General features: G+C 73.7%; 11 protein-coding genes and 1 tRNA gene. 4 read left to right on the top strand and 8 right to left on the bottom strand.

What is annotated here, in order from left to right; genetic code table 11:
- Positions 1–535: 535 nt before the first annotated feature.
- Together IF45_RS0121080 and IF45_RS0121075 are read right to left on the bottom strand one after the other, a co-directional pair.
- Positions 536–2,047, bottom strand: coding sequence for an alpha/beta fold hydrolase (locus IF45_RS0121080; protein ID WP_242534354.1), 1,512 nt, complete (start codon positions 2,045–2,047; stop codon positions 536–538).
- Between the two features lie 195 nt (positions 2,048–2,242).
- Complete coding sequence (locus IF45_RS0121075; RefSeq protein WP_030308936.1) at positions 2,243–2,650, bottom strand: peptidoglycan-binding domain-containing protein; 408 nt, start codon at positions 2,648–2,650, stop codon at positions 2,243–2,245.
- A 332-nt stretch (positions 2,651–2,982) separates the two neighbouring features.
- On the opposite strand from IF45_RS0121075, the gene IF45_RS0121070 reads away from it, so the two are divergent.
- Positions 2,983–3,888 (top strand): helix-turn-helix domain-containing protein, encoded by a 906-nt coding sequence (locus IF45_RS0121070; RefSeq protein ID WP_030308934.1) that lies wholly within the window; start codon positions 2,983–2,985, stop codon positions 3,886–3,888.
- The gene (locus IF45_RS0121065) at positions 3,885–4,769 is read left to right on the top strand and encodes a helix-turn-helix domain-containing protein (protein WP_030308932.1); all 885 of its coding nucleotides are present in this window, start codon (positions 3,885–3,887) and stop codon (positions 4,767–4,769) included. The genes IF45_RS0121070 and IF45_RS0121065 overlap by 4 nt, the downstream gene beginning before the upstream one ends.
- Before the next feature lie 130 nt (positions 4,770–4,899).
- Here IF45_RS0121065 and IF45_RS0121060 read toward each other — a convergent pair whose 3' ends face one another.
- From IF45_RS0121060 to IF45_RS0121040, 5 genes are all read right to left on the bottom strand, one after another.
- Entirely contained in the window at positions 4,900–5,259 is a 360-nt protein-coding gene (locus tag IF45_RS0121060) for a hypothetical protein (protein ID WP_003948122.1), read from the bottom strand.
- 11 nt (positions 5,260–5,270) lie between these two features.
- Entirely contained in the window at positions 5,271–6,104 is an 834-nt protein-coding gene (locus IF45_RS0121055; RefSeq protein ID WP_030308929.1) for a TrmH family RNA methyltransferase, read from the bottom strand.
- A gap of 113 nt (positions 6,105–6,217) precedes the next feature.
- Entirely contained in the window at positions 6,218–8,023 is a 1,806-nt protein-coding gene (locus IF45_RS0121050; RefSeq protein ID WP_037638320.1) for a TerD family protein, read from the bottom strand.
- Between the two features lie 87 nt (positions 8,024–8,110).
- Positions 8,111–8,183: transfer RNA gene (locus IF45_RS0121045), tRNA-Arg, on the bottom strand.
- 267 nt (positions 8,184–8,450) lie between these two features.
- Positions 8,451–9,665 (bottom strand): CapA family protein, encoded by a 1,215-nt coding sequence (locus IF45_RS0121040; RefSeq protein WP_030308926.1) that lies wholly within the window; start codon positions 9,663–9,665, stop codon positions 8,451–8,453.
- A 307-nt stretch (positions 9,666–9,972) separates the two neighbouring features.
- On the opposite strand from IF45_RS0121040, the gene IF45_RS0121035 reads away from it, so the two are divergent.
- The gene (locus tag IF45_RS0121035) at positions 9,973–10,602 is read left to right on the top strand and encodes a hypothetical protein (protein WP_008407005.1); all 630 of its coding nucleotides are present in this window, start codon (positions 9,973–9,975) and stop codon (positions 10,600–10,602) included.
- Positions 10,603–10,667: 65 nt separating this feature from the next.
- Here IF45_RS0121035 and IF45_RS0121030 read toward each other — a convergent pair whose 3' ends face one another.
- Positions 10,668–14,999 carry a discoidin domain-containing protein gene (locus tag IF45_RS0121030; protein WP_037638317.1) on the bottom strand — a complete coding sequence of 1,444 codons (4,332 nt, stop codon included), beginning with the start codon at positions 14,997–14,999 and terminating at the stop codon, positions 10,668–10,670.
- Between the two features lie 314 nt (positions 15,000–15,313).
- On the opposite strand from IF45_RS0121030, the gene IF45_RS0121025 reads away from it, so the two are divergent.
- On the top strand, positions 15,314–16,942 hold the full coding sequence (locus IF45_RS0121025) for a dynamin family protein (RefSeq protein ID WP_030308923.1): 1,629 nt from the start codon (positions 15,314–15,316) through the stop codon (positions 16,940–16,942).
- Positions 16,943–16,945: the final 3 nt, after the last annotated feature.

Below are 16,945 nucleotides of genomic sequence, written 5' to 3'. Positions count from 1 at the left end.
GTTGGGGGGAGGGGGCGTGGCGGGGTTGGAGTTGACGCGGGGTGTTGTCCTGTTCCGATCCGCAGGAGCCACTGGGCGAGCCGGGTCGGAAGTTGGGGGCTTGGTTTCACTTGGGTGCGACGTTGCTGGGGGGGCGCTCGAGAAGGCGGAGTCAGGTGGGGGGAACTGGGGGAGGATGGGCGGGGGCTGATGAATCGGGAGGGGGTGCTATGTCGCTTTCATGTGAAAGGTCGCAATCGGCGAAGCTTGCAGGAACGGGTGGCGGCGCCGGGTAAAGGTGCAGGTCATGGAGAGTGCTCCCCGCGTGTGCGGGGGTGGTCCCACCCGCCAGGAAGTCCTGCTCGCCGAGGCCACGTGCTCCCCGCGTGTGCGGGGGTGGTCCCGCGACCGCATCGCCGATCTTCTGGTGCGGAAGGTGCTCCCCGCGTGTGCTGGGGTGGTCCCGTCGGGTCGACGTCGCTCAGCTTGATGGGGTTGTGCTCCCCGCGCCCGCGGGGCAACTCACCCGCCCTCCCTCAGCTCTGCCCACGCCCCCTCACGGCTCGCAAGCCCCACCCTTCACAGCAGCCCCCTCCGCGCCCGCGAAAAACTCCACAACCCGCCCCGCGCACCCCCCACCAGCCATCCCCCCATGTTCCCCGTCCCCCACCACCAACAACGACCCCCCAGTTCGCGCCCGCATCGCCCGGGCCCAGGGCAACGGCGTGATCACCTCGTCCCTGTGGGCGACCAGCAGCAAAGGCCCGTCCGTCCGGCCCGGTTCCACAGGCGGCCGCTCCGGAGCCGGCAAGCCCGCGCACGTGCTGGTCCCCGGGACCTCGCCGCTGCCCGGGAACATCGGGCGGGTCGCGCCCAGTACCGGGTAGGCGGTGCGGCGTTCGCCGTAGGCCGACCACTGTTCCGTGAACGAGGCGGCGTGGGTCACCTGGGAGCAGAGCAGTGCGGTGCCTGCGAAAGGGGCGACCAGGGGCGGTGCGGCGGCGCGGGGTTTGCCGTCGCCGCCCCCGGCCGGGGCCCGGCCCCGTGCCAGGGCCGCCAGTGCGGCCCCGGCCCCGGCCCGGTCGGCCGGTTCGGCGTCCAGGTACTGGTCGGTCTCCACTCGCCCGTACGTGCTGTCGGAGGTGCGCAGCGGACGCGTCGTCAGTCGCTCGCGCAGGGACAGCAGACGGGTCCGTACTTCGTCGGCGGTGGTGCCCAGGCCGTAGCGGTCCGAGCGGGCCGCCAGCCAGGCGGTGAAGTGTTCGAAGCGTTGCTCGCGGGCCCGCGTCACCCCGTCCAGCAGGCCGCGTAGGTCCGGGTCGGGGGAGACGACCGACTCCAGGAGCGTCCGGCCGGAGTGGGTGGGGAACAGGGTGCGGTACGTGGCGCCGAGGCTGGTGCCCCAGGAGACGCCGTAGTAGTGGAGGCGGGGGGCGCGCAGGGCGCGGCGCAGGGCGTCCAGGTCGTGGGCGGCGTTGGTGGTGGTCAGGGAGGCGAGCCGGGCCGGGTCGGCTTCCGCGCAGGTGGCGTGGGCCCGGGCGAGGCGGTTCCAGTAGGCGCGGGCGGTGCGGTGGGTGGGGGCGGCGGGCTGCGGGCCCGCGTCCAGGGATTCGGCGGCGGGGCAGGTGGCGGGGCCGGAGCGGCCGGTGCCGCGTACGTCGAGGCCGACCAGGTCGTAGCGGTCCAGGAGGGCGCGGGCGCCGCCGGAGGCGATGCCGATCGGCATCAGGCGGCCGGAGACGCCGGGGCCGCCCGGGTTCAGGGCGAGGGGTTCGGCGGGGCCGTCGCCGGTGGAGGGGAGGAGGGCCACCGCCAGTTCCAGGCGCCGGCCCTGAGGGGCCGTCCAGTCGGCGGGCACCGTGAGGGTGCCGCAGCGCAGCCGGGCCGCGTGGCGGGCGTACGCGGGGCGGTGCTCGGCCGCGCCCCAGACCTGCGCCTCGGCCTCGCTCGGTTCCGGGCACGTGCCCCAGGTCAGCTCGCCGGTCCGGGGCGGGGTCCCGGTGGCCGCCGCCTGCGGCCGTACGTCACCGTCGGCGCAGGCGGCGGCCAGGAGGCCGGCGAGTACCACCCCGGCCACCCTCCGCACGCCCCGCGACCGCGCGCCGCCCACCGCACCTCCACCCGGAGAGAGCCAAGCCCAGCCCGCCCGACGATAGGCACCCCCACGCCCCCGCCCGGGCGACGCGCCCCGGACCTCGGCCGACCGGGTGGCGACACGGCGAGGGCCCCCGGGTGGAACCGGGGGCCCTGTACGTCCGGCGTCTCAGCGCTTGCCGTACCGCAGCATCTCCCAGGTCTTCGGGCCGACCATGCCGTCCGAGAGGGCCTCGCTGCCGTAGTACCACTGGAACCAGGAGACGGCCGACTCGGTGGTGGGGCCGAAGTCCCCGTCGACGGCCAGTCGCTTGCCGGTCTGCTTCGGCCAGATGGTGGTCTCGTTGATGAGCGCCTGGATCTCCTTGACGTGGGCGCCCTTGCTGCCGCGCTGGGCGAAGGCGTTGCTGGTGCTGTAGCCGCAGTGGAGGCCGACGGTGCTGACGCCGCGGCAGGTGTCGGCGGCGGCTGCGACGGGTGCCGGTGCGGCGGATGCCTTGGCGGCCGGCAGCAGGGCCAGAGCGGCGGCGGCGACCACCCCGGCGGCGACGGAGCGGGTGTACGGACGGCTGCGCATGAGATCCCCCTGTCGTCCGGCCGGGGCATCCCGCCCCGGCGCGTCGGAAGCCACCACCAGGCCCTCCGGGCCGGTCCCCCGTGCCGGCCCGGCGGGCGCCGGTGGTGCGGTCCTCGCGGCACACCCGGGGCGCGGTCCGAGGGGTTCTCGGGAGCGCCGGGCGGCGCGGCGTGACGGTCCTCAGCTTGGCGCCGGGTGGCCGATCACCGCCACCCGGCCCGGGGACTTGGCGGTATTCTGGGTCGTCCCAGGCTCTGACCAGGGAGTTTTCCCGCCCGGCGGAGCACGCCGGGGGCCACCGGAGCCGGGGCGAGTGGGGGAGGACGTAGCGCATGGCGCCGTGGAAGGCACTTCCGGAGCACCTCGATCCGCAGGCCGGACGGCTGGTGGACCGGCTGAGGCGGCTCAAGGACGCCACCGGGCTCAGCTTCACGGCCCTGGCCACGAGGACGAGTTACAGCCGTTCTTCCTGGGAGCGGTATCTCAACGGCCGCAAGCTCCCGCCCGCCGACGCCGTCACCGAACTCGCCGTGCTCGCGGGTGCCGACCCCGACCGGATGCTCGCCCTCCACACCCTCGCCGCCCAGACCTGGTCGGGCCCGCAGCCGAAGGACGCCGCCACTCCCGATACGTCCGGCGCCGGGCCGGAGCCGACGGAGCCCGAGCCCGAGCCTGACCCCGGGGCCGCCCCGGAGGCTGCCGCCACCGCTCCCGCCCCTGCTCCTGCGGAACCGGACACCCCCGCCGCCGTACCGCCCGCCCTCATCGGTGAGCCGGACGTCCCGGCCGAGCCCGTCCGGGCGCGTCCTGCCCGGCGTACCCTGCTGGCCGCCGGTGGCGCCCTGGTCGTCGTGGCGGCCGTGCTGGCCGTCGTCGTGACGCTGGTCCTGCCGGGGCGGGGCTCCGCCGGGGCCGGTGAGGAGGAGCACCGCCGCACCGCCACCGAGGAGTTCGCCTTCAAGCCCGACCGCACCTACGACTGCGACATCCACCGCTTCGAAGGCCGCCTCTACGCCGGGCACAGCGACACCCAGGACGCCCTGCTCCAGCAGATATCGACCACCTGGGAGGTGGTCGAGGCGCAGTGCCTGCTGGAACACCGGGGGTACCGCATCGGCGGGATCGACGGCGCCTACGGGCCCGCCACCGAACGCGCGGTCAAGCGGCTCCAGGACAAGGAAGGTCTCGTCGTCGACGGGATCATGGGCCCGCACACCTGGGAAGCGCTACGACGGTGAGCGGCGAACTCACCTTGGAATGCGCCCACCTCGCCCGCGAACTGGCCGGCCTGCGCGCCACCACCGGGCTGAGCCTCGCCGGGCTGGCCGCCCGCACCACCGCCAGCAAGTCCTCCTGGCAGCGTTATCTCGGCGGCACCCAGATCCCGCCGCCCGAACTCGTCACCGAGCTGTGCGCCCTCGCCGGCGAACCGCCCGCCCGCCTGCTGGCCCTGCGCGAACTGGCCGAACTCTCCCGGCGCCACCCGCAGCCCCGCCCCGCACATCCCGCACCGCCCGCCTCCGAGGAGCCGAGCCGGAAGACCGGGCCCGCCACGGCGGGGGAGCCGCCCGCCGCCGGGACCCCGGACACCGGACGGCCGCACGCACCGCCCCCCGCCGCGCCCGCGTCCGTTCCCCGCCCCCGCCGCTTCCTCCGCCGCCGTAAGGTCGCCCTCGCCGGGGCCGGGGCGCTGGCGACCGCCGCCATGGTGGCCGGTGCGCTGCTGCTCGGCGGGGCCCGGGAGGAGCCGGAGGACATCGGCGTCTGGCCCGGCTGCGTGGGCGAGCGGTGCCGGGGCAAGCAGGCGCAGTCGCAGGGCTGCGGCCTCAAGGGCAGCGGGATGCGCACCGTGGCGGAGCGGGAGTACGGCAGGCAGACGGTGGTTGAACTCCGTTACAGCCCGACGTGCCGCGCCAGTTGGGTGCGCATCCGGTTCGGCGCGACCGGCGACCGTATCGAGATCACCGGGCCGGACAAGGAGAGCCAGTCCGCCGAGGTCGCCGACAAGTTCGACGCGCAGAACTACCTCCCCACCCCGATGCTCGCAGGCGGCCCCGAGGGGATGACGGCCTGCCTCGTCCGGGCCGACGGCGGGGAGCGGCACTGCTTCGGGCAGTGAACCGGCCGGGCTGCCGCCGGTCCCGTACCCGCATGCCTGCAGGCATGGGCGGCCGCCACCCCGCTCGCGCTGCTGGCGAGCCTGGAAGGCCGGGTGTGACGGTGTGACGGAACGACCGGGGCGGGGCGGCTCAGTTGTCCGAGTAGCTGAAGTCGCCCACGGTCCACGCGCTGACGTCCTCGATCGCCACGCGGTACATGCCGCCGGTCTCGGGGATGCCCACCGTGCCCTGGAGGATCCGCGCGACGTGGAAGTGCAGATGCCGGGGCGGCCCGTCCGCGGGCCGCTCGTTGGTGAAGACGGCGGAGAACGCACCCAGCTGCGCCGAGTCCGCCAGGACCTCCGAGACGCGTTCGCGCCACACGGCCTCGGGAGCCAGCCGGCCCGTGATGACGGTGCCCCCGGTGACCACGGTCAGAGACATCTGGTTGCTGCGCCCGGACTCCACCAGCGTGGCGAGGTCAACGAGCAGTGCGTCAGTCTTCGACATGAAACCCGAGTCTAATCCGCCCGCCGGGCGGCGGCCCGCTGCCGGGACGCCTCGTAGAGCACCGCGGTCGCCGCGTTGGCCGCGTTCAGCGAACTGGCCGCACCCGCCATCGGGATGCTCACCGTGACGTCGCACACTTCCCGCCACGCCCCCGCCAGCCCCGAGGTCTCGTTCCCCACCAGCAGCAGCACCGGCTGGGTGAAGTCGAAGTCGTAGACGTCCGCGTCCCCCTTCTCGTCGGTCGCCACCAGCACCAGCGGCAGCCCCGCCGCCCGCCGCCGCTCCACCCACGCCATCACCTCGGCGGGCGAGGGCACCCGCACGGTCGGCAGGGAGAAGAGCGAGCCGGTCGTCGCCCGCACACTCTTCGGGTCGTACACGTCGGCGGCGTGACCGGACACGATCATCCCGTGCGCCCCGAAGGCGTCCGCCGACCGGATGATGCTCCCGATGTTCCCCGGCATGGTCGGCCGGTCGAACAGCACCCCCAGAAACTCCGGCCCCGCCTCGATCCGCTCCAGATCGTCCGCCGGCACCTCCACCACGGCCACGACCTCGGGCGCGCCCCCGCTCTTCTCCCCGAGCTCCGCCATCAGCTCCGGCGCCAGCGCCACCCGCTCACCCTCGACCGCCCCCAGCACCTCCCGCGCCCACCCCGACAGCTTCCGGCTGTCGTCGTACAGCAACGCCCTGACCCGCCACCCGTACTCCACGGCCAGCGAGATCGGCCGCACCCCCTGCACCAGGAACTCCCGCAGCTGATTCCGCTTCTTCCGGTTCCCGAGCAACGCCTCCCACTGCTGAAACCGCGCATTCCGCGACGTGACCCGCTGCACCGACGGCATCCGCCCTCCTACATGATCGACAACGAGGATGCGGACCCGACCTCTGCGGAAGGCGCACCAGCGAATCCGAAAGCGTACCCGGACGCCGCCCGCGCCCCGCCCACGGAGCACGCTCAGCCGGCGACGTCCACCCCGTACCCCCGCGCGAGAGCGGCGAGGCCGTGGTCGTATCCCTGCCCGACCGCGCGGAAGCGCCAGACGGGGCCCCGGCGGTACAGCTCGGCGAGCAGGAGGGTGCGTTCGCTGGTGGCGGCGTCGAGGGTGGCGCGGGCGGACGGGGCGGCGGCGCTGCCGCCGGGGGCGAGGGTCACCTGGACCGCGCCGACGTCACCGAAGGCCGGCTCCCCGTCGACGGCGGCCGCGACGACCACCTTGTGCGTGGACGGCGGCAGCGAGGCCAGGTCGACGGCGACGGTCTGTTCGGCGGGGCCGCCGGTGAGGAGGCGGACCGTGCCGGCCGGGTTCTCCGGGGCTCCGTAGAACACGAAGTCCTCGTCGAAGGCGACCTGCCCGTCCTCGTCGAGCACGAAGGCGACGACATCGACCTCGCCGTGGACCGGCTGCTCATAGGCGGCGGTGACGTGACAGGTGGGCGCGGGCGTGCCGGAGGGCGGCGCGGGCAGATCGACGACACCGCCACGGGGCAGGACGAGGGGAGCCCGGGAGCCCACGGACGTCGCCGGTTCCCCGGCCGGTGGCGCGGCAGTCCTGCCAGGCGTGACGCCGGTGTCCGTGGACCCGCCGAGCCACTGCGCGTCACGCACGGGTATCCCCAGCTCCACGACGCGCCGCATCCGGCGGTCGCGCTCACCGCCCGCCAGGACCACGACGGCGGTGACGCCGCGCGACAGGTTGACGGCGGCGGAGCCACCCCGCTCGACGACGCGCGTACGGGCGGCGGCCGCCTCGGCGTGCGGTCCGCCCAGGACGAGTACGCGCTGCCCGGCGAGTGGCTCACCGGCCGCCACCCGCTCAGGACGGCGGGGCGCCGGTACGGGGGGCCTGGACGCGGACGACGTCACCGAGGTGGCCAGGTGCGACGTCCCCGGCCGTACGTCCCCGAGCAGCTTCAGGAAGGTGTCCTCGTCGATCACGGGAACGCCTTCGACGCCGGCCCTGCGCACCTTCGTCGATGCGGACGCCGGTTCGTTGGTGACCAGGGCACTGGTGTGGCGACTGACCGAGGTCATCATGTTCAGCCCGGCGGCGACTCCCCGGCCGGTCAACTCCGCCCGGGCGAGGGCGGTCTCGCCGCTGACAGCGATCTTCATCCCCTGCCGGAGCGGGCCACCGGGTGTCAGCCGGCCGGGGTTGCGGTAGGCGCAGGGCGCCTTGGGCGGCTTAGGCGTGAACTGGGACTCCGCCCGGGGAGGACAGGTCACCAGCGGCAACGGCAGGGCCAGCCGCTCGGCCTCACGCAGCGACGCCCGCAGGACCCCGGCCAGCACCCGCGTGTCGTCCAGCGCGTCGTGCGCCCGCCGCTGCGGTACGCCGTAGTGGGCGGCGAGCGTCCCCAGCTTCAGGTCCTCCGTCGGCGGGTCCACCTGGCGGCTCAGCGCCAGCGTGCAGAGCCGCCGCGCCACCGGCAGCCACCGGCGCGCCCGCGCGAACTCGTGGGCGAGGAAGTCGTAGTCGAACTGGGCGTTGTGGGCGACCAGGACCCGGCCCTGGAGCATCGCCGCCAGCTCCTCGGCCACCAGGTCGAAGGTCGGGGCGCCGAGCAGCCGCTCGGTGGTCAGCCCGTGGACGTCCACCGGGCCCGGGTCGCACCCCGGGTTCAGCAGGGTGGAGAACTCCCCGGTCCGCCCGCCGTCCGGACCGACCGTCACCACCGCGACGGACAGCACCCGGTCCCGGCGGGGGACGAGCCCGGAGGTCTCCACATCGACGAGTGCCCAGTCGTGTGCGTAGTCGCCCATGAGGCGCCCCTCCCACCGGCGGGCCGAACAGCCCCTGAGGAACGAGAAGCCCCTCCCGGACAGGAGGGGCGTGTGGAGCGAAGTGTGCGCCCCCGGCAGGACTCGAACCTGCGGCCAAGCGCTTAGAAGGCGCCTGCTCTATCCACTGAGCTACGGGGGCCGGTGCGGTGTGCCCGGGGTACCGGGTGGTCCGGGGGCTGCGGCCGGGGACAAGGATAGGGCTCCGGTCGGGCTGGCCCGGTTGCTTCACGCGCGTGGCATGATGTGGAGGTTCGGTGAAGCACAGCGATAATCGCAGGTGAGTGCCGATCGCGCAGTTCTTTTGGCGCCTTGTGCGGTGGGTGTTGTGCACTCGTTATACCTGCGACACCTGGAGATCTGACCTTTCCTGCCATACGGGGGCGATCGGGAGCGGTGGCCGGGGGTGTCAGCGTCCCATCCGCAGGCCGTCCTGGTCCGCTCCCCGGCTGAGTACGGCCTTGCGGACGGCGGCCAGGGCGGCGGTGTCCTCGGGGTCGGGGGCGGGCCGCTCGGTGGCGCGGGGGAGGTTGACCAGGCGGAGCGGGTCGTTGGCCATGCGGTGGGGGATGTACTCCGCCGAGGTCACCTGCCAGGCGGCGCCGGGCTCGCGGGGCTCGGTGAAGGTGAAGCGGGCGGCGGAGCCGAGCTGGCCGCGCGGGTCGGTCATCTCGCCCGCGACCTGGTCGCCCATGCCGTAGACGACCCAGGTGCCGTTGACCTTCTCGTACGCCTGGGGGACGTGGGCGTGGGTGCCGAGGATGAGGTCGAGGTCGCGGCGGCCCTGGCTGCGGGAGGCGGTGAGCTGCCGGGCGACCTCGCGTTGCTGCCGGTCGGGGGCCTCCTGCCACTCGGTGCCCCAGTGGACGCTGGCGATCACCACGTCGGCCCCGGCGGCGCGGGCGGCCCGGGCGTCGGCGACGACCTGGTCCGGGTCGAGCTGGTCGACGAGGTAGGGCTTGCCGGGCGGGACCTCCTTGTTGGTCCAGTGGACGTAGGAGAGGTGGGCGACGCGGGCGTCCCCGGCGCGCAGCAGCAGGGGGCGGGCGCGGTCCTCGGGGGCGCGGGCGGTGCCGGTGTGGGCGACGTCGGCGCGGTCGAGGGCGTCGAGGGTTCTGCGGACGCCCTCCTCGCCGTCGTCCATCGCGTGGTTGGAGGCGGTGGAGCAGGTGTCGTAGCCGGTGCTGCGGATGGCGCGGGCGATGTGCGGGGGCGTCTTGAACAGGGGGTAGCCGGTGAACGGCCCGTTGTCCTCGCCGACGATGGTCTCCAGGTGACAGACGGCCAGGTCGGCGCCGGTGGTGACGGCGCGGGCGCCCGCGAGCATCGGGGCGAAGTCGTACCGTCCGTCGTTCTCCGGCGCGAAGGGGTCCGGCCCCGCGTCCCGGTCGGGTACGCCGGAGGCGTCGGCGGCGGCCTGCCGGATCACCGCGTCGTGGGCGAGGATGTCGCCGGTCGCGACCAGGGTGAACCGTCCGGGCGCGGGCGCCGGGGGAGCGGCGGCGCCCGGCCGGGGCGCGGGCGGTCCGGGCTCGGCGCAGCCCGCGGTCAGGGCGCCGAGGGTGAGTGCCGTGGCGAGGGCGGCGGTGCGGCGCGGGAGGGTCCGGCGGTGGGGCGAGGGCATGGCCTGCTCCGTGGGGGTAGAAGGCATTACCTCCATTTATGTGATGATCCGACAGCTCGCCACGCGGAGTGCGCCGGTGTCTCGGCGCAACGGAGCAGCGGAGTCACCCGGGAGGCGGGGCGGACGGGTTACGCCTGTTCCGGGTCCAACCCTTCCGCGCGGGGGGATTCGGTCGAGGAGTGGTGCCCGTTCCGCTCGGTCCGGACATATCGGCGCGCCCGCCTGCCTAGGGTGTGCTGGCTGTACGTTCACTCCTCGTCACTCGGTGTGTGTGGGGGGTCGGGGTGTGCTTATCAGGGAGTTGTACGTGTCGAAGAAGAAGCTGTGGCTGCGCGCCGCCGCCTCCGCCGCTGTGCTGACGCTGGCCCTCACCGGGTGCGGCGGGTCCGACGAGGGGGACGGCGCCACCACCGACAAGGGCGGGTCCGCCTCCCAGGAGCAGGACAAGGGGCAGGGCGAGGAGCAGCCCGAGGAGGAGAAGGGCGGCGGCGAGCTGGCGGCGGGGGAGAAGGCCACCAGCGAGTTCGACGAGGACGGCACCAAGGTCACGTACGAGATCGCCGCGCAGAAGGTCGACGTCGGGACGGCCGAGGACACCAAGAAGCTGGTCTCCGACCCGAAGAAGGCGGCGGGCCTCGTGCCGGCGGTGGCACACGTCGAGTTCACCGTGAAGGACGGCGGCCCGGTCGCCGACTACCCGGACGCCGGCCGTGAGATCGAGGTGTACGCGGACGGGCAGCGCGGCACGATCCTGATCGGTGCCTCCGACGACGCGCCCGGCTGCGAGAAGAGCACCGACGTCAAGGACTGGAAGGCCGGGGAGAGCCACGTCTTCTGCGACACCTACATGGTGCCGGAGGGGGCGAAGGAGCTGACCGTCCAGTGGGCGGCCGACCGGGACGCCGACCCGTTCATCTGGACGTTCGAGAACTCCTGAGCACGCGGCCGGGCCCGCGCTCCCCGAGGAGGCGCGGGCCCGGCGCTGTCTCCGGCGGCGGCCGGCTACGGGTTGATGTCGATCTTGAACGTGCTGGTGTCGTTCTTCACGTTCTGGTGGTTGCCGTTCAGGGTGAGGCCGTTGATCGTGACCTCGCCGACGGCCGGGCCCTGCCCCGCCTCCGGCAGCTCGTTGGCCCAGAGGCCGAAGCCGGACTTGGCGTCGAAGGCGTCACCGGACTTCTTGGCGCCGGTGATCGAGATGTCGGTGAGGACGGTGTCCTTGATGGGGAACTGGGGCTGTCCGCCGACGTAGTTGGTCTGGAACATGATGCCGCTGTACGTCGGGTCGACGATGTCGACGTTGTTGATCCGGATGCCCTGGAAGACCTTCGAGGCGGAGAAGAGCCAGATGCCGGGGAAGGTCTGCGAGCCCCAGAAGTGGCCGCCGGTGCGGACCAGGGAGACGTTCTCGATGGTGGTCGGTTCGGTCCCGAAGCCGTTCATCGGGTAGCCGAAGTCGAGGGAGCTGACGGTGATCCCGGAGTAGACCAGGGTGTCGGCGATGTGGATGTTGCGGAAGGTGTTGCGGTAACCGCCGTAGACCGCGAGTCCGGCGGCGCGCCAGGTCAGGGTCGAGGTGAGGTTCTCGTAGACGTTGTCGGTCTCGTCGGCGCCGCCCGCGTCGATCGCGGAGAACAGGGCGAAGCTGTCGTCGCCGGTGGCGCGGGCGTCGTTGTTGACGACGTGGTTGTGGGTGGAGCCGTTGGTCATGTTGACGCCGTCGGCGAAGAGGTTGCGGATGCGGGAGTTCTTGATGGTGATCCGGTCGGTGTTGGCGCCCCAGTAGAGGCAGACCATGTGCTCGACCCAGATGCCGTCGATCGTGATGTCGGAGACGTTGGCGAAATCGAAGACCTTGCCAGGGCCGTCGATGCGTGAGGTGTAGTTGCCGAAGTAGGCGAAGTCCGCGAACGAGGAGCCCTTGGCGCTCGCCTCCGCGCGGAAGCCGACGTCGGTGTTGTCCTGCGAGGCGGGCGCGTGGAAGCGGGTGAACCAGCCGCCCGCGCCGACGACGTCCACCTTCTTGCCGTAGACCTGGAACTTGCTGGAGGTCTGGTAGTCGCCCGGCGGCAGGTAGACGCCGGTCAGCTTGCCGGTGGTGTCCATACGGACCCGGTCCAGGGCGTCCTGCACGTCCTGGTGGGAGAAGCCGGCCGGGACCGTGTACGCGGCCGGGTCCGGGTTGGGCAGCGCGGTCGCCTGCTCGGTGTCGACGAAGTCGATGGCGTACGAGGAGGCGGTGTTGGCGGCGTCCTTCTGGAGGCGGATCACCGACCCGGCGGGCACGGTGCGGCCGAGCAGGGTGCTCGCCTCGTCGTAGATGTGGCGGGGCGCGCCGGAGCCGGGGCTGTTGCCGGGGGCGGCCTCGTTGCCGTACAGCCAGGCGTACTTGGAGGTGAGGTCGAGGGCCTTGAGGAACTGGCCGTCGACGTAGACGTTGAGGGTGGCGTTCGTGCCGGTCCCGGCGGCGTTGTCGGGGATGGAGAAGCGGGTGACCAGGGTGTTGGTGGGGGCCTTGGTGGTGAACTCGACGTACTGGCCGTTGCCGGTCAGGGTGACGGCGCGCCGCCCGCTCGCCTCGCCGGCCACGTCGCCGACGGTGCGGTTGGGGCCGACGACCTTGGCGCCGCCGCCGACGGTGCCGTCCTCCGCCTCGTGGGTGGTGTACGGCATGTCGGCGCCCCGGCCCACGAAGAGCGGCTCGGTGCTGGTGTTGTTGGCGCGCTTGACCGGCAGCTCGTTGGCGTCGTCGGCGATGACGGTCTTCACCGTGTACTTGCCGTTGGCCGCCGTCCAGGTGCCGAGGCGGACCGGGGCGGTGGTGGCGCCGGGGGCGATGGCGCCGTTGTGCGCGCCGGTGAGGGTCTTGACGACCGCGCCCTTGGCGTCGGTCACGGTCAGCGTGACCGGGTGGGCACCGGAGGCCGAGGCGGTGGTGCCCTGGTTCTTCACGGCGACCGAGAAGGTCAGCGTGTCCCCGGCCGAGGCGGAGGAGGGCGACCAGGAGACCGGCGAGGCCACCAGGTCGGAGCTGGCCACCGGCTTGACCACCAGCGGATCGGGGCTGGTGTACCGGTTGTTGGCCTCCTCCTGCTCGGTCACCTTGCCGCTCTCGTCGACCACGGCCCCGACCTCGTACGACCCGGCGTCGCGCGAGCCCACCGAGCCGGTGACGGTGCGGGAGGCGCCCGCCGCCAGCGCCGGTACGTCGGCGGTGCCCGCCTTCTCGCCGCCGAGGAGGAAGGCGAGGTCGGTGGCGGTGGCCGCCTCGGTGCCGGAGTTGGTGACGGTGGCGGTGAGGTCGATCCGGTCGGACTCGACCGGATCGGCGGGGCTGTGGGTGATCTTGGTGACCTTGAGGTCCGGGTTGGGCGCGGGCACGCCGTGCACCTCGAACTCGGCGAGCTGGCCCGCCGGGGCGCCCGAGTTGGCGGTGAACCTCAGCTGCACGTCGGCGAAGCGGCCCTCGACCGGGATGGTGACGGTGTTCTGCGAGGACGGGGCGAAGGTGTAGCTCTTCGCGGCGACCGCGCTGGTGAAGCCGTCCGCGTCCTGGGCGCGGCCCAGCACCTGCACGGTCTGGTCGCGGGTGCCCCAGGCGCTGTCCGGGTTGAGCTTGAGGACGACCTGCTTCACGTCGGCCCCGGCGCCCAGCTTCACGGTGAGGGTCTGCGGGTAGCTGCCGCCCGCGCCCTCCCAGTAGGTGCTGGTCTGCCCGTCGTTGGCGTTGGCGGCGACGAAGGTGTGGACGGTGGAGGAGGCGGTGATCGGCTTGCCACGTGCCAGGTCGGCTCCGGTGCCGCCGGTGCCCGCGCGGGTCACGGCGTTGCTGTGCGGCGAGGTGTTGCCGGCCGCGTCCCGGGCCCGGACCGTGTAGGTGACGGTCTGCGAGGCCGGGCGCCCGGTGTCGGTCCAGGTCAGCACATCCCCGCCGACCGACTTCACCACCTGTCCGTCGGCGTACACGTCGTACGCCGTCACCTTGACGTTGTCCGTGGCGGCCCGCCAGCTCAGCCGGATGTCGCCGCCGGACTGGGTGTGGGTGAGGCCGGTGGGCGCGGTCGGCGCCTGGGTGTCGCCCGAGCCGCCCTCGCGGGTCACGGCGTTGCTGTCGCCGGAGACGTTCCCGGCGGCGTCCCTGGCCCGCACGGTGTACCGGACGGTGGCGTCACCCGGCTGGGTGTCGGTCCAGGTCAGCACATTCCCGGCGACCGAGGCGCGCAGCTGCCCGTCGGCGTACACGTCGTACCCGGTCACCCCGGTGTCGTCGCTCGCCGCCCGCCAGGCCAGCCGGATCTGGCCGGTGGCCGGTTCGGTGAGGGTGAGGCCCGTCGGGGCGGTCGGTGCCTGGGTGTCGCCGGTGGCCGGGCCGTACACCTCCAGCTCGGCGAGCTGGCCGGCCGGCTGCCCGGTGTTGGCGGTGATCAGCACCCGGACGTACCGGGTGGAGGTCGCGTCGAAGGAGATCGTCGCCGACTGCTCGTTGCCCGCGTCGAAGGCGTACGCGCGGGAGGCGGTCAGGTCGGTGAAGGAGCGGCCGTCGGTGGAGCCCTGGATCTTCAGGGTCTGCGAGCGGCTCGGCCAGCCGCCGGGCAGCCGCAGCACCACCCGGTCCACCCGCACCGAGGAGCCGAGGTCCACCTGGGCCCACTGCGGCAGGTCGTTGTTGTGCGACTCCCAGTACGTGGCGCGGTTGCCGTCCCCGGCGTTCGGCGCCGGGTAGACGTCGGTGTGGCTGCTGGCGGTGAAGGGCTTGCCCTGGGCGAGGTTGGGAGTGGCCGCGGCGGCCGTGCCCACCTGCAGCTCGGCCAGCTGGCCCGTGCCCGCCACCGAGTTGCCCCGGAAGTCGGCCCGTACGTACCGCGCGAGCGTCGCCGGGAAACGCACCGTGACACGGTTCCCCGATCCCGGCGCGAAGGAGTATGTCGCCTCCTTCTTCAGCGTCGCGAAACTCTCCCCGTCCCGGCTGCCCTGGAGCGCGATGGTCTGCTCGCGCTCCTTCCACCCGGCGGGCAGCCGCAGCGTCACCTCCCGGACCCGCTGCGCCTTGCCGAGGTCGGTCTGCACCCACTGGGCGGACTTCTTGCCGGAGCCGCCCTGCCAGTACGTGGCGAGGTCGCCGTCGGTGGCGTGCGCGGCCTGGTGGCGCGGGGCGGCGCTGCCCGCGCGGGTCTCGGCCCCGGCGGCGGCGTTCGGGCCGCCGGCCGCCGAGGCGGGCAGGGCGGGCAGGCCGAGGAGCAGCAGGGAGGCGGTGACCAGGGCGGTCGCCGTCCTCCTGCCTGGTCTCGGGAGGCGGCCGGACAAGGCCGGGGGTCTGCGGCGAGCGGGCTTCATCAGGGGGTGTTCCTCTCTGCGGGGCCTCGGACGCGGGTGCGCCCGAGGGCGGCTCCGGTGGTTCCTTCGTGCAGAGCGGGGGCGCGTGTGGGCGCGCCGGGTTGTGCCGGGCGGGGCCGCTGGACCCCACCGCCGGTGCCGGTGCTCGGTTCTTGCGTTCGGCCATCGGAGAATTGCAGAGAGTTGTGCGTCGGTCTACAGAGTTGGCACGAGTTTTTACCTCACCGGCCTCCTGGTCCCGCCTCTCGGGCGACAGCCACGCAGAAAAGCCCCATACGCTTCAAAACGGCTTCAAAATTGGGCATTCTTCGCTTGTGGTGACCTTGGACGTACGGCCTCAGCTCCTGGACGCTCTCTCCGCCCTGCGCGACCGCGTCGCCGCCGCGCGCTTCCCGCTACCCGTGCCCGGCGCCCCCCGAGCCCGCGTCAACCGCGACGAACTCCTCGCCCAGCTCGACGACTACCTGCTGCCGCGCCTCCGCGCCCCCGAGGCGCCCCTCCTCGCGGTCATCGGCGGCTCCACCGGCGCGGGCAAGTCCACCCTGGTCAACTCCCTGGTCGGACGGCAGGTCAGCGAAGCGGGCGTGCTGCGCCCCACCACCCGCACCCCGGTCCTGGTCTGCCACCCCGACGACCACCACTGGTTCGGCACCGGCCGCGTCCTGCCCGGCCTCGCCCGCATCCCGCACCCCACCCGGCACCACGGCGGCCGCCCCGGCCCCGACCTCGACGAGGACGACGACACCGGCCGCACCGACACCCCCGTCCTGCGCGTCGAGACCGCCCCGACCCTGCCCCGCGGCCTCGCCCTCCTCGACGCCCCCGACATCGACTCCCTGGTCACCGGCAACCGCCTGCTCGCCGCCGAACTCATCACCGCCGCCGACATCTGGGTGATGGTCACCACCGCCGCCCGCTACGCCGACGCCGTCCCCTGGCACCTCCTGCGCACCGCCAAGGAACACGACGCCACCCTCGTCAGCGTCCTCGACCGGGTCCCCCACCAGCTCGTCGCCGAGGTCTCCCGGCACTACGCCGCCCTCCTCACCAAGGCCGGACTCGGCCACGTCCCCCGCTTCACCGTCCCCGAACTCCCCGAGTCCGCGGGCGGCGGCGGCCTCCTCCCCGCCACCGCCGTCGCCCCGCTCCGCGCCTGGCTCACCCACCGCGCCCAGGACCCCGACGCCCGCCGGCACGCCGTCTCCCGCACCGCCGAGGGCGCCCTCGACTCCCTCCGCGCCCGCATGCCGGAACTCGCCTCCGCCGTCGCCGCCCAGTACGCCGCCGCCCTGCGCCTCGCCGGCGCCGTCGAGGACGCGTACGCGGGCCAGTACGACCGGCTGCGCGCCCGGCTGGACGACGGCGAGGTCCTGACCGGGGACGCCGTCAACCGCTGGCGCAGCTTCCCGCTCGACTGCACCGGCACCGAACTCCTCGACTCCCTCGTCGACGGACTCGTCTCCCTCGTGCTGTGCGCCGTCACCGCCGCCGACGCCGCCGTCGACGAGGCGTGGCGCGCCGAACCCGCCGCCCGCGCCGAACCGCTCGCCGCCGCCCCGCCCGACCACGCCGCCGCCGAACACCGCCTCGGCATGGCCGTCCGGCGCTGGCGACGCGTCATGGACGAGTACGTCGAGGACGAACTGCGCGGCCACGAGCGGGCCACCGCCCCCGAGCCGGAGACGGTCGCAGGGCTCCTCGGCACCGTGCTGCTCGGCGGGCGCCGGGGCCGCGCGGCCGGGGAGGAGCTGGCCGAACGCGTCGGCGCCCACGGCGCCACCCGGCTCCGCGACCGGGCCGGACGCCTCCTCGACGAGTACCTCGACCGGGCCGTGCACGCCGAACGCGACCGGCGCCTGGCCGCCGTCGAGAACCTCGGGGTCCACCCCGAGCCGCAGGCCGAACTCATCGCCGCCCTGTCGGTCCTTCAGAAGGAGAGGTGACGC

The organism is Streptomyces albidoflavus (assembly GCF_000719955.1).
Taxonomy (GTDB): domain Bacteria; phylum Actinomycetota; class Actinomycetes; order Streptomycetales; family Streptomycetaceae; genus Streptomyces; species Streptomyces albidoflavus.
This window is presented reverse-complemented; position numbering and strand designations above follow the sequence as displayed.

Bases quoted from the DNA above. Each gene is read 5' to 3' on its own strand.
- IF45_RS0121075 (WP_030308936.1), bottom strand. From the start codon at position 2,650: ATGCGCAGCCGTCCGTACACCCGCTCCGTCGCCGCCGGGGTGGTCGCC.
- IF45_RS0121070 (WP_030308934.1), top strand. From the start codon at position 2,983: ATGGCGCCGTGGAAGGCACTTCCGGAGCACCTCGATCCGCAGGCCGGA.
- IF45_RS0121060 (WP_003948122.1), bottom strand. From the start codon at position 5,259: ATGTCGAAGACTGACGCACTGCTCGTTGACCTCGCCACGCTGGTGGAG.
- IF45_RS0121055 (WP_030308929.1), bottom strand. From the start codon at position 6,104: ATGCCGTCGGTGCAGCGGGTCACGTCGCGGAATGCGCGGTTTCAGCAG.
- IF45_RS0121050 (WP_037638320.1), bottom strand. From the start codon at position 8,023: ATGGGCGACTACGCACACGACTGGGCACTCGTCGATGTGGAGACCTCC.
- IF45_RS0121040 (WP_030308926.1), bottom strand. From the start codon at position 9,665: ATGCCCTCGCCCCACCGCCGGACCCTCCCGCGCCGCACCGCCGCCCTC.
- IF45_RS0121030 (WP_037638317.1), bottom strand. From the start codon at position 14,999: ATGAAGCCCGCTCGCCGCAGACCCCCGGCCTTGTCCGGCCGCCTCCCG.